Genomic DNA, 12,175 nt, shown 5'->3' with positions numbered 1-12,175 from the left:
GCGGACACAGTTGACGAAACACTATGGGGCACAAAGAAGATGAGGAGTAATTTTTCTCGGCCTCTGGATACTTATCTCTCGCCGGTTGAGTTCTATTAAACGATTATCAGAAAAATATTTCTGGTAGGCTTCCTCTCTCCGCTTTTTTCTATCAGGTATAGTTTTAGGGCTTGCCTTGGGAGAGACTTCAAGCAAGCGCACGGGATAGTGTTTAAAGGCCTGCAAAATTGGATAAAGCTCTCGTTCTCTTTGAAAAGCCACGATCAAATCAGGCTTTATATTTTCAATCTTAAAGGTCTTTAAAGCCACACCCGGACCTTTAATCAACCCGGTAGTATTAATTACCGTAACTTCGGCCTTGCTTTCGTGGGCAAGAAGGCCTGTCCCAACCACCAGAGGCAGAAGATGCCCCACCGGTGTGGTAGAGCCCACAAAATAAAGTCTTTCAGCGGAAAAAGGCCTTTCTTTTTTTAGTTCCTCCAGGGTATTGAAATGTTTTAGGCCTATGGTGGTAGGAGGGCCTACGTCTTTTTGGCCTACATCAGCGTCAAGAAGTGCGGCCTTAATACCTGCTTCAAGGAGTTTTTCAAGAAGATAAAAAGAAAAAGTGCTTTTCCCTACATCAACTCCGCCGATGAGGATAATTTTTGGGGGTTTGTTAACAACAACTTCCTTTGCCAGCGCTTCCCAGGAGTTCGGAATATCTATCATGCTTCCCTTAGCTCTATTAACATGCATTGTACATAGCGCGGGTCAGGGATGTTTTTTTCGTCAGCAAAGGCGAATTCTTCTTCAGCGCGGAAAAAACATAAGTCAAGAAAGCTTTTGAGATGGTCTTCTTCAACCGGGGCAATTTCTCTAGCAAGCTTTTTAAAGTTTTCAAAAGTCTCTTCTTTTATTTTTTCCTTAACCACGCTACGGCCAGAACCAGGGTGCTTGCCAAGAAGCCTGGAAATAACCTCAGGCCACTTTTCCTGAGGAAGGGCCTCAAAACGAAACTTCCTCTCAGTAATCCAGTTCCCCAGAGAAGTTAAAACCAGCGTACTCCACTTAATGTCTGCTGGTTCAAGGAGATTGGTCTTTTTAAGGGCAAGTTCTGCCAGCCATACCGGCGGAATACCAAAAGCCTTCTGGATAAGAGGCGCCCAGTAGGCAATTTCAGAAAGCACTCGTCTTACGCGGTCTATTTCCTCAAGGCGTCTAAAGAAACGAAACTCTTCAGCAGTACCCACTTTTTCAGGCTGAAAGAGCATAATGCGGTTAGCATCTTTAGCTGTTACTCCCTTAAGGTAAGAGGCGTAAGGTTCGTCCAGATGGCGGAAAATACGAGAGTCTATGCCTTCCTGGGTAAGGATCTCATTGGCATAACGCCGCAGGTCAACAATTAATTTCTGGGCCAGGCGAAAAATATCTTCCAGAAAATAAGTTTCAAGGATTTTTACCGCGGCCTCAACCTGGCCATGAGCCAAGTATTCCAAGCCGATATTCAAATAACCAGCCACCTTGTCAAAGACCTGACGGGCCTCCTCGACATCATCTATGGTGCCTATGTCCACCACTAAAACTTTATTTACCAGCCAGGCCAGTTCTCGCTTTAATCTCTCTATCTGACGGTAATCCTTGAGACGACTTATGGCTTCCGCTAGAAATTCAACCCCTTCAGTTTGAATAGCCGGCAGAAAGGCCGGCGGAGGAGTTTCTTCTTCCTCAGGAGCGGGTAGATAAGCTGGTTCAATACGACGGAGGTGGTCAGGTGTAGTGGGAGCATAAACATCTATGGCTTCGTAATAATCAGGGATTCCCCAGTCAGCCAGGCGGGCCCTGCGCCAGCGATAGGCAAGCTCTTCCATTTCTGCCGGAAGCTCCCAGATGATAGATTCCATCAGGTCTCTATACCGGGGTTGGTCAAACTCCATGAGAATTTCAATCAAGCGACGGGATAAAGGCTCAAACTTATCCAGACGAAAGTTTACGAAATACATATCATCAAGGGTATAAGGCGGAAGCCAGTCCCGGGCCTCGGTTAGGTCAACGCCATCAGGCCGCTTGTAAACCTCAACCAGGCGCTTCATAAGGGTAACCAGAAACTCAAAATCTACCTGTTTCAGCCAGCGGGCCACTACGTCTTCACTGGCCTCAAAAAGAAGGGTAAGCCAGGCTAGGGCCCGTTCAAGCACAAGCTGATCTTTACGCCAGCAGTCTAAATCAAAGAGAAACTGGAGCTGAAGCGGCGTGGCCATAGAAAGAAGGGTAACGGCCTCTTCCGGGCTTACGGCCTTAATCGTCCAGAAAAACTCCTGAGGAGGCAAGGCCTTGACCAGGCGTTCGGCCTGGGGCGAAAAAACAATCAGCCTTTCTCTCACTTCCCAGGGGGCCTGAAGAATAAGGGCTAATTGCTCACGAAGAGAAAGACTCTGCATGATTTCCTCTGCCTTTTCAGAGGGAGCGCTAAGAAGTTCTCGCCAGTCAGGAAGTTCTTTTTCTGGCCAGAGAGGCTGCCTCTTACTCTTAAGCGCTTCTTCTTCGCGTTTTTTGCGATCAGTAGTCATCTTCAATCACCCCCTGGTAATGTCTAAGTTGAGGCTTTTTTTCTGAAAAATCAATGGCTATCAGGTCAAAACGAACTTTTTTAGGCTTCACTTTTTCCTGCTGGAGATAAAGTTTAGCCAGAGTTAAAAGTTTTTTCTGTTTATGGGTAGTTAGGGCCTCTTCGGGAGTACCCTTACGAAGACTCTGTCTGGCTTTAACTTCCACAAATACCAGCGTGTCTTTACGCCTGACAACAAGGTCTATTTCACCGTAACGGGTGCGCCAGTTCTGGGCTAAGACTTTATATCCTTTGAGCTTAAAATAGCAACAGGCGAGTTCTTCTGCGAAAGAGCCCAATTTCTTCGGGTCTTTTGGTTTCTGAAATCGGCCTAAAAGAGTAACGATGGAAGGGAGAAGGGCCATGGGCTTTTAAGGCCTCCAAGTGTTGTTTGGTGGCGTAACCTTTGTGCTTTTCAAAGGCGTATTCAGGAAACCTCTGGGCGGCCTCAATCATGATATGGTCACGGGTAACTTTAGCCACAATAGAAGCCGCGGCAATGGACTTACAAAGGGCGTCTCCATCAACAATGGCCTTTTGAAGGCCTACCCAGGGAGTAACAAACTTGCCGTCAACCAGGGCAATTTCTGGCCGGGGCTTTAAAGCCTCAAGGGCCTCGGCCATAGCCTTAAGGCTCGCTTTAAGAATGCCTATTTCATCAATAACGTGGTTTTCCACCTGAGCTACGGCCCAGGCCACGGCTTCGGCTGTAATTAATTGATAAAGTTCTTCTCTTTTTTCCGGAGTAAGGCGTTTAGAATCAGCTAAGTCTGGATGATCAAAATCTTGAGGCAGAATAACCGCCGCCGCTACCACGGGGCCAGCAAGGGCCCCGCGGCCCACTTCATCTACTCCGGCAATGTACTGGTAACGCCGATAAAACTGCTTTTCTCGTTCCCAGCGAACAGGCTCTCTAAACAAAACTAGCGTCTCTCCTTAATCCTGGCTGCTTTACCAGTACGGCCACGAAGGTAGTAAAGCCTTGCCCGACGCACTTTACCCTTCTTAACCACTTCTATCTTTTCTAGCCGAGGAGAGTGCAGAGGAAAAGTCCTTTCAACACCTATACCGTAAGAGACTTTCCGCACTGTAAAAGTAGCTCCGGTGCCTGAGCCTCTTTTCCTGATAACCACTCCCTGGAAGACCTGAGTCCTTTCCTTGTCTTCCCCTTCTACAATGCGAAAATAAACTTTTACGGTATCACCAGGGCGAAAGTCAGGAAGATCTTTTCGCAGGTATTCATTTTCAATCTCTCTTACCACCGGAATCATGATATTCCTCCTTGTTTCTATTCCTTCCACCAGATTTCGCCAAGCAGGCGATCTAATATAATAGCCGCTGCTGCGCGAACTGAAAGGTGGTTATAATCACTTTGAGCCCCTTTTACAGGCTCAAGTATATAATCACAGGCGTCCAGCAACTTTGGGGCCAGGCCCCAGGCGGTTCCTAAAAGTAACAAAGAAACTTCACCTTGCCAAATAAGTTTTCGCATGGACAAAAATTTGATATTAGTATACTCTTCACGAGCGTCAGTACCTATCAAAATAGGCCGTTTTCCTTCTCTCTCTTCTATCTCTTTCAAAACCAGTTTTAGTGAAGGTAGCACCTTTAAAATCTTTAAGGCCTCTTCGCGATCGGGGTTATATACCCTACCATAGCCACTTTGCCAATAGGCAAGAAGCTCTTCTACCAGTTCTCTCTGTTCCCTTAGAGGCTGAACCACATAGTAACCCCTTACTCCAAAGGTGCGGCAAATGCGAGAAATATCGTGGAGGTCAAGGTTAGTTACTGAAGAGGCTATAATTTTTCCTTCTTTATTAACTACCGGATAGTGTATTAAAGCCACGTAAAGTCTGGGCTCACTCATATTTTTTCCAGCCAAGCTCTTTCAGTATTTTTTCGTCTTCAGGGCTAAGGCTAGCCTTTTTTAATAAATCCGGGCGTCTTTTCAGAGTGGTTTCAAGGGATTTCCTGCGTCGCCAGGCCTCAATGCGGGCATGGTCTCCAGAAAGCAGAACCTCTGGCACCTGATAACCCATAAAATCTCGCGGCCGGGTATATTGGGGATACTTAAGAAGCCCCTGGCTAAAGGATTCTTTTTCCACTGAATCTCTTTTGCCTACCACTCCTGGTACAAGCCTTGAAACCGCCTCAATAATCACCAGAGCGGCCACTTCTCCTCCAAAGACCACGTAATCACCAATGGAAATTTCGTCGTCAATAAAATGTTCTCTTATGCGCTCATCAATACCTTCGTAGCGACCACATATTAGTAAAAGATGCTTTTTTTCGTAAAGCTCTTTGACTATCTTCTGAGTGAGAACTCGCCCTTGCGGTGAAAGATACACTACATAGGGGCTCCCTTCTCCTTTTACTTTTTGAATAGCCCTATAAAGGGGCTCGGGCTTAAAAACCATGCCTTCACCCCCACCAAAAGGTCGGTCGTCAACCATTTTGTGTTTATCATAAGCAAAATCACGCAGATTCAATATATTGATACTGATTAGCCCTCTCTTTCGGGCCTTTTTTATGGCCCCAACTTCAAGAGGACTTTCAAAATATTCGGGAAAAATGGTTACAATATCGTATCTCATTCTTTTCCTCTGTTGCCTGTCATTTTATTTTGTGGTAAACGACAAGACAAATTTTAGAACTTTAACTTTTTTAAAAACGGTAGTCCAGTGAGCGAAGAAGGTCGATCTTGCTACGTATTTATCGCGCGGAAAAAGGAGTTTTATCTCTGGCACCGCAGATTGAGCGGCCATGCTGGGTTTGTCTCACCTCACCCACAGAAGAAGAACTTAATTATATTCAGGAAACCTTAAAAGTCTTTCCAGAATTTTTGCGCTATCCTCTAGATGAAGAAGAAATACCTCGTATTGAGCTTGAAGAAGACCAGCTTCTTATCATTCTACGTGTGCCTGACCCGCGTCACGAAGAAGGCTTTATTCGCTATGAAACCATTCCCATCGGCATAATCCTTACGGAAGAAGCTATTATTACGGTTTGTTTAAAAGAAAATCCCGTTTTTGAAGATTTTTTAATGGCCCTTAATAAAGTCAAAAATTTCACTTTGGAAAGGCCTATTCCCTTTCTTTTTCATTTCTTCTGGTGCATCGCTACTATTTATCTGCGCTATCTCAGATTGATAGACAAGCTTATCAACGAATATGAACAGGAACTTTATCGTTCCATGAGAAATAAGGAATTGCTAAAGCTTTTGAACATTGAAAAGAGCTTGGTATATTTCAACACCGCCCTGCGGGCTAATGACATAGTTTTAAGCCGCCTTCAATCTGGCAGGTTTTTACGCCTTACTGAAGATGACCTGGAACTCCTTGAAGACGTCCAGATAGAAAACCGCCAGGCCATTGATATGGCCAAAATATTTAGCGACATTTTAACCGGCACTATGGATGCCTATGCCTCGGTTATCTCCAATAACCTCAACATGGTAATGAAATTCCTTACCTCGGCTACGATAGTTTTGATGCTTCCCACCCTGGTATCAAGCATTTACGGTATGAATATAAAGCTTCCTTTACAGGATTCTCCTCACGCCTTTTTTATTCTTATGAGTTTGTCCTTTCTACTTTCAGCCATTGTAGTGGTACTTTTTATTAAAAAACGCTTATTCTGACCGAGAGAACCGCTTATGACCTATTTAGAAGCCATAGCCTTGGGAGTTTTGCAGGGGATTACGGAATTTTTACCTATATCAAGTTCTGGCCACTTAATCCTGGCTGAAAAGTTTTTTAACATTAAAGGCACAAGCCTTACCTTTGATGTCTTTCTTCACATGGGAACACTTCTGGCCGTTCTTATCTATTTCTGGCAGGATTGGCGGAACGTCCTTTCCTTCAAGCGTGACGAAAAAAATAATCCCCGCCTTATTTTTTATCTGGCGCTAGCCACTATACCAGGCGTTATAGCTGGCCTCCTTTTAGAAGACGCCGTGGCCACTGTATTTCGTTCAGCAGAAAGAGTGGCCTTTATGCTGGTTTTTATGTCTCTTCCCATGATTCTGGCAGAAATATTTTCCCGTCAAAAAGCCTCTGTCTATCAGCTTAACTTATCCAAAGCCCTGGTCATTGGTTGTGCTCAGGCCTTAGCCGTAATACCTGGGACCTCGCGCAGCGGAATAACCATGTCTGCTGGAATGCTTGTAGGGCTTAAAAGGCCAGAAGCAGCTAGATTTTCTTTTCTTCTCTCTGCACCTATTATAGCCGGGGCTGGCCTCTACGAAGCCCTTAAAGTATGGCAGGGCGGAGAACATTTCAGTATTGTTTATGTAATAGGCTTTTTAGCCTCGTTTATTTCTGGTATAGCCGTTATAGCCTGGCTCTTACGTTTTTTGAGAGCTCATACTTTTTATCCCTTTGTGATATACCGAATATTGCTGGCTGCTTTTATTTTCTGGAGGCTTAATGGCTAAATGTTTAGGACTGATTCTAATATTTTTTTTGATTTTTCCAGGCCAGGTCTTAAGTGGCACAGCTGTTAAGCGGGTTTATAATCAAGTTGTCACTTTGATGGCCGCTCCCATCAATACAGACTTTTTGAGCTCTTCAGACGTTCCCAAACAAATAGCCTCAGGAGTTTTTGTCTCTAAAGACGGTTTAATTCTCGCTCCGGCTTATCTAGTTCAGGGAGCCAGGTGGGTAGATGTAGTTTTATCTGACGGGACTTTTCTAGGCGGAAAAATTTTAGGAGTTGACCATTTAAGTGGGCTTGCCCTTCTCAAAGTGAATTACAACAGCGCCAGGTTAGGAGTTAGCTTAGCTAAGCGAGGCCTCGTGGTAGGAGAAAAGGTTTATCTTATAGGGCGCCCCCGTTTCAAAGTTAATATTAAGTCTGGCCAGGTAATTGAAAATCCGGTAAAGGTGAGTTTTTCTTTTGGGACTCTGGCAAGCTTTTACGCTACTAACCTTTCCCTTCAAGGCACAGGCTCAGGCCCAGTTTTTAACTCTGCTGGAGAACTAGTAGGTTTTGCTCTGGACTTGCCAAACCTTAAGTTTGCCGGGGGTTTAAAAATCGTTCCTCCCCACCTGATACGCCCGGTAATAACGGCACTGTCTGAAAAAGGCCAGATGGTGTGGCCCTGGCTGGGGGTAGAAGGCCTGGCGCTCAATCCCACCCTTGCCAAAATCTTGAAATTGCCCTTCAAAAAAGGCCTTTTAATCACCCATACCCTCCCTGGAAGTCCAGCCAGGCGAGTAGGCTTTATGGGAAAGAAAAAGTCTATTTCTTTAGGAAATCTTATTTTCCCGGTAGGCGGCGATATAATAGTCGCTATCAATGGAAAAAGAATTTCTTCTCAGGCTGACCTTGAAAAGATAATATTTGCCAGAAAACCAGGAGATATTGTAACTATAAAATACTGGCGGAATAAGAGATTCTATACTATAAAAGTCAGATTAGGAAAAAGGAGTTTTCTACAACCATGATTCAGGTACCAGAAAAAGTAAAACCTCTTTACGAAAAATTGTCCCGAAAATATACTCTTGAGGTAGAGCCTATAAATATCCGCGGCAAAGTTTTAAACATTATTAAGCCGGCAAACATTGAAGAACTCATCACCGAAGAATCCCTTGAAAAAGTTGAAGACTTTCCTTTCTGGATAAAAATATGGGAAGCGGCCATTGTATTGGCTGATTTTATGGCCAGCATGAAGCCGGTTAAAAGGGTGCTTGAGATCGGAGCAGGCCTTGGCATAGTGGGGCTTACTGCTGCCCTTTTTGGCCACGAAGAAGTAGTTATTACCGATTTTGAAGACGAATGCCTTGATTTTTTGCGCCTTAACGCCGCCTTTAATCAACTTGATAACGTAATTATAGAAAAACTTGACTGGCGTAACCCTAAAGAGCTAGGCACCTTTGACGTTATTATTGGAGCCGAAGTGGTTTTTAGCGGACGCCTTTTTGAACCTCTTTATCAATTGTTTCATAAATATCTTGCCCCTAACGGGGTAGTTTACCTGGCCCATGACAAAGAAAGGATGCGTACCCTGGCCCCTTTTCTCTACCTTGCCGAAAAAGAATTTGAGCAGGCTGTCAGCCAGCGAAAACTTCGCACCGACGATGAAACTTACGAAATTATAATCTCTCGCCTTATACCCCGGCAAAAAACCATGGAAACTAAAAGTTCCGCTTAGTTTTAGAATTAGGACCGCTTCGTCGCCTCTGGCTCTTTGCAGTGACAGTATGGAAGTCTTGTGAGCCACGAAGTGGCGAAACCATCTCAGGTTCCTTCGCTACCGCTCAGGACAAGGATTAGTTCGTTGGCCCTGCGGGCCTCCTCGTAATGACAAAAAAGTAATTGAGCCCACGGCTACGAGACCTCACAATGACACTATAAGGTAAAAAGATGCTCCCGTTAAGATAATTTAAGTTCGGCGGAAAAGTGTAGGCCGGGCCGAAATAAAAAGGCTTATGTTTTCAAAGACTAAAAAGACCGAAGATACTATTAAATAAACCGGAATTAGCTCTTTAGTTAACATAGCCAGGAGAGCCAGGAGAAAAAACACCAGAGGGACAATTTCTTGAGCCTTTTCTTTTTTGAAAAACAATAAGGCTTCACGCAAAAATAGAAGGACAACTACCAGCGGGATAAGTATCCACCAACTTCCGGCTTGGCTGGAGAAGACTAAGACTACCGCTGGCCAGAGGGCACCAGGAAGAACTTTCAAAAAATCTTTTAAAGAAATACTGGAAAAAGCTATTTTCAGATAATCCAGAGCTGAAAGCCATGTTACTAAAAGGGCCACTGAACCCAAAATCAAAACAATCTGGGGGATAGCAAGAAAAGACAAAAGAAGCAGGCCTAAAGCCATAAAAACTACAAGTAAAAACTTAATCAAATTTAGCCTGGCAAGAATTCCACCAAACACCAAAATAACACCTGCTCCCAGAAGGAAGTAAAATGTATGCCCTGGAAAAGTAACAATAGCCACCACCAGCGCGGCCACAAACATCTGGATAGTGGTTTTCATTTTAGCCAGCCAGGTAACAGCTAGCGCTCCAGGCACCTTACGCCTTAAAGATGAAACCAGAAGCTCTCTTATAAAAACTCCTCCAGCTACCCAGAGAGGTAAAAAACCCAAATGGGAAAGAAAAGTATAAAGGGCCACAATAAAAATTTTATCGGCAATAGGATCAAGAAAAGCTCCCAGGGGAGTGGAACCGTGTCTTCTGGCTAGCTTACCATCTAAGAAGTCAGTAAGGCCAAGAAGAGAGCCAATGCCCAGAGCCGTAAGCTTGGCCTCTGGGCCACCGTAAAGCAAAAAACAGGGAAGAGGCAAAAGAATTATCCTCAAAAAGGTTAGATGATTGGCTGTAACTCTCATTCAATAGCTTTCAATTTTTCCCATTTTTCCTGGCACTCGCGACAGCGAGCTGCCCAGGGCATAATCTCAAGTCTCTTGGTGCGGAGCCATTTTCCACAGTCAACACAACGGCCGTACTCTCCAAGCTCTATACGGATAAGGGCCTGTTCTATTTCTTCAAGTTCTTTTATTTTTGGCTCTAAAGAGGCTAAAACTATATCCTCTCTCAGGTCAGCCAGAGCCAGATCCTCTTCTTCACGGACAGTGCGAATTAAATCCTGATACTCCTCAGCTGCTTCTCTTTCAAGGGTATCAGCTACTTCTCGCCAGAGTTCTTTTTTTCTTTCTATAAGCTTTTTTTTGAAATATTCTATTTCCTCCTCGGTAAGAGGACGTCTTTCGTGTTTAGACATAAATTCATCCTCCTATCTTTGCCAATAAACCCTGACCAATTTATTACCTTCTGACCACTTAAAAGTGAGGTCACCCTTGTAAGCCTTATAAACCGCCCGTCCTAAACGCTGAGCCAAATTTTCTGTAGTAGTTTCAATTACGGTGCGACCATCTTCTTCGTACATGGAAATGATTTGCTGAAGGGGGTTGTTCTGCCTGGCCCTTTCATATTCATTGTTTATTACCCGTAAGATTTCATCACGATGCTTTTCAAAAAACTCACCTGAAAGATAAAGATAACCCATGGGATAGCGGTCAACAGCTTTGCGGCAACCTGGACACAGAAGCTTAGGAACCAGATCACTGTCTTTAAATTCCTGATAAAATTCTTCATCAATCAACCAGCGCTTATCACGGAACACCGCGTGACAACGCGGGCAGATGGCTTCACCTGAAGGATATTTTTTAGGAAGATAAGGATCATCTGTGGTTTGGAATTCCTGAGTTTCTGTAATCCATTTACGCCCTTTTCTGCTCATAATAACCTCCTTCAGTTAATGGGTTTTACGACGGCTAAATCTGCTAGCCAACCTATTGAGCAACTCAGCTACTGTTTCCGCGTAAAGGGGGCCGCCTTTTTCTATGGTTTCTTCTCGCTTAAAACCAGGCATAATCAGGAGCCTTTTGTTTCTCGCTGCTGAAAAGATAAGCATTTTTTCCGCCTCTGGTAAGGAGACCTCTTCATCTTTTTGGGCCTGAAAAACCAGAAGCGGTTTTCGCCATTTTTTTAGTTTTTCAGTAACCCCAAAAGGGTCTTTTTCTGTAGGAAGTCCTCTATGAGCAAGCCAGGAAATACCATCAACAACAGGGCTATCAAGAATAAGGGCCGATATGTCGTGAGGAATCTCAACTGCAAGGTTAAGGGCCACCCCAGCCCCTAAGGACCGACCTAAAAGAGAAATTTGGCCACGGTAACCTTTTTTTTGAAACTTCTCGCCTAAGAAGAAAAAAGCTTCTTTTGCATCCCCAAAAATATTTTCAAAAGAGGCCTCACCTTTTAGACCATGAGCCCCTCTATAGCTTATTACTGTTAGAGAAATGTCATGGGTTAAAAAATGTTGGCCTAGCTGGTTGTATTTATCAACAGGCTCTCTTTCCGCTATAAAGAAAAATAAAATCGGGGCAGCCGATGAAGCCCAAAAAATACGCGCTGGAAGACTTCCACCTTGAAGGGGAACTTCTACATCTTCTGCTCCCTCAGGGGGCGAAGAAAGTGGTTCTTTAGGGATTAGGTCAATTAAATTGGTCTGTCTTTCCATTCTTCTTCAAGCCTCTCTATTTCTTTGTCTTTTCGTCTAACCTGTTCTTCCCAGGCCTTGCGGCGCTCGTAAAGGGCTACTTCAGCCGCAATTAGCCTTTCCTTAAAGCTTGGGTGAGAAAGATAATTAAGGGCCGCTTCTAAAAATCGTTTTTTTAACTGTTCAAAAAGGGCCTCACATTCTCTTTCATCTACAAAAGTCCTTTCTTTGCGATAGCGATAATAAACTTTGCCTTCCTCTTCCTCACAGAAAACTTCGTAAAACTCACGGCTGGAAAAGGCCTCAGGTGGAGCTTCAACTACTATCTGGGCAAGCATTCCCACCAACCAGCGGTCCCCGGCCAGTTTGCGGGAATAGTCCCATATTTCAAGGATAAGGCCGTTTTCAAGGGAAATTTTTTCCACCAGACGACCTGGCCAGCGGGGCTCTTGCTTTTTACTGGGCGGTAACCATTCGTAGGGCACAAAACACTCCTTTCTCTCTAGATTTAAGAACATTATCCTACGCAAATTAAGAAGTGTCCAGTTTAGGGACAGGCAAAAATATTTTGCC

General features: G+C 44.3%; 16 protein-coding genes. 4 read left to right on the top strand and 12 right to left on the bottom strand.

Annotated features, from left to right (window positions below):
- Positions 1-21 precede the first annotated feature (21 nt).
- From TH606_RS07110 to trmD, 7 genes are read right to left on the bottom strand one after another with little or no spacing between them, the layout of a single operon-like run.
- Positions 22-711 carry a Clp1/GlmU family protein gene (locus tag TH606_RS07110; RefSeq protein WP_068542382.1) on the bottom strand — a complete coding sequence of 230 codons (690 nt, stop codon included), beginning with the start codon at positions 709-711 and terminating at the stop codon, positions 22-24.
- The gene (locus TH606_RS07105; protein WP_068542380.1) at positions 708-2,549 is read right to left on the bottom strand and encodes a DUF6178 family protein; all 1,842 of its coding nucleotides are present in this window, start codon (positions 2,547-2,549) and stop codon (positions 708-710) included. The genes TH606_RS07110 and TH606_RS07105 overlap by 4 nt, the downstream gene beginning before the upstream one ends.
- Complete coding sequence (locus tag TH606_RS07100; RefSeq protein WP_068542378.1) at positions 2,539-2,886, bottom strand: YraN family protein; 348 nt, start codon at positions 2,884-2,886, stop codon at positions 2,539-2,541. Before TH606_RS07100 ends, TH606_RS07105 begins: the two co-directional genes overlap by 11 nt.
- Positions 2,846-3,508 carry a ribonuclease HII gene (locus TH606_RS07095; RefSeq protein ID WP_082863558.1) on the bottom strand — a complete coding sequence of 221 codons (663 nt, stop codon included), beginning with the start codon at positions 3,506-3,508 and terminating at the stop codon, positions 2,846-2,848. The genes TH606_RS07100 and TH606_RS07095 overlap by 41 nt, the downstream gene beginning before the upstream one ends.
- 2 nt (positions 3,509-3,510) lie before the next feature.
- Complete coding sequence (rplS, locus tag TH606_RS07090) at positions 3,511-3,855, bottom strand: 50S ribosomal protein L19 (RefSeq protein WP_408033336.1); 345 nt, start codon at positions 3,853-3,855, stop codon at positions 3,511-3,513.
- A 20-nt stretch (positions 3,856-3,875) separates the two neighbouring features.
- On the bottom strand, positions 3,876-4,454 hold the full coding sequence (locus TH606_RS07085; protein ID WP_068542376.1) for an RNA methyltransferase: 579 nt from the start codon (positions 4,452-4,454) through the stop codon (positions 3,876-3,878).
- On the bottom strand, positions 4,447-5,181 hold the full coding sequence (gene trmD, locus TH606_RS07080) for a tRNA (guanosine(37)-N1)-methyltransferase TrmD (protein ID WP_068542375.1): 735 nt from the start codon (positions 5,179-5,181) through the stop codon (positions 4,447-4,449). The genes TH606_RS07085 and trmD overlap by 8 nt, the downstream gene beginning before the upstream one ends.
- Positions 5,182-5,288: 107 nt before the next feature.
- Here trmD and TH606_RS07075 point away from each other — a divergent pair, with 107 nt between their 5' ends.
- Genes TH606_RS07075 through TH606_RS07060 form a run of 4 tightly spaced genes read left to right on the top strand, consistent with a single transcriptional unit; the run spans position 5,289 to position 8,741 of the window.
- Positions 5,289-6,227: a magnesium transporter CorA family protein gene (locus TH606_RS07075; RefSeq protein ID WP_068542373.1), complete on the top strand. Its 939-nt coding sequence runs from the start codon at positions 5,289-5,291 to the stop codon at positions 6,225-6,227.
- A 15-nt stretch (positions 6,228-6,242) separates the two neighbouring features.
- Positions 6,243-7,022: an undecaprenyl-diphosphatase UppP gene (uppP, locus tag TH606_RS07070; RefSeq protein ID WP_068542371.1), complete on the top strand. Its 780-nt coding sequence runs from the start codon at positions 6,243-6,245 to the stop codon at positions 7,020-7,022.
- Entirely contained in the window at positions 7,015-8,034 is a 1,020-nt protein-coding gene (locus TH606_RS07065; protein ID WP_068542370.1) for a S1C family serine protease, read from the top strand. Before uppP ends, TH606_RS07065 begins: the two co-directional genes overlap by 8 nt.
- Positions 8,031-8,741 (top strand): class I SAM-dependent methyltransferase, encoded by a 711-nt coding sequence (locus TH606_RS07060; RefSeq protein ID WP_068542368.1) that lies wholly within the window; start codon positions 8,031-8,033, stop codon positions 8,739-8,741. Before TH606_RS07065 ends, TH606_RS07060 begins: the two co-directional genes overlap by 4 nt.
- Positions 8,742-8,972: 231 nt before the next feature.
- Here TH606_RS07060 and TH606_RS07055 read toward each other — a convergent pair whose 3' ends face one another.
- From TH606_RS07055 to TH606_RS07035, 5 genes are read right to left on the bottom strand one after another with little or no spacing between them, the layout of a single operon-like run.
- Entirely contained in the window at positions 8,973-9,932 is a 960-nt protein-coding gene (locus TH606_RS07055; protein WP_068542364.1) for a CDP-alcohol phosphatidyltransferase family protein, read from the bottom strand.
- The gene (locus TH606_RS07050; protein WP_068542363.1) at positions 9,929-10,324 is read right to left on the bottom strand and encodes a TraR/DksA family transcriptional regulator; all 396 of its coding nucleotides are present in this window, start codon (positions 10,322-10,324) and stop codon (positions 9,929-9,931) included. The genes TH606_RS07055 and TH606_RS07050 overlap by 4 nt, the downstream gene beginning before the upstream one ends.
- A 12-nt stretch (positions 10,325-10,336) precedes the next feature.
- Positions 10,337-10,843: a BCAM0308 family protein gene (locus TH606_RS07045; RefSeq protein WP_068542362.1), complete on the bottom strand. Its 507-nt coding sequence runs from the start codon at positions 10,841-10,843 to the stop codon at positions 10,337-10,339.
- Between the two features lie 15 nt (positions 10,844-10,858).
- On the bottom strand, positions 10,859-11,623 hold the full coding sequence (locus TH606_RS07040; RefSeq protein WP_068542361.1) for an alpha/beta hydrolase: 765 nt from the start codon (positions 11,621-11,623) through the stop codon (positions 10,859-10,861).
- Complete coding sequence (locus TH606_RS07035) at positions 11,602-12,087, bottom strand: HAD family hydrolase (protein ID WP_068542360.1); 486 nt, start codon at positions 12,085-12,087, stop codon at positions 11,602-11,604. The genes TH606_RS07040 and TH606_RS07035 overlap by 22 nt, the downstream gene beginning before the upstream one ends.
- Between the last annotated feature and the right edge of the window lie 88 nt (positions 12,088-12,175).

The organism is Thermodesulfatator autotrophicus (assembly GCF_001642325.1).
Lineage (GTDB): Bacteria > Desulfobacterota > Thermodesulfobacteria > Thermodesulfobacteriales > Thermodesulfatatoraceae > Thermodesulfatator > Thermodesulfatator autotrophicus.
This window is presented reverse-complemented; position numbering and strand designations above follow the sequence as displayed.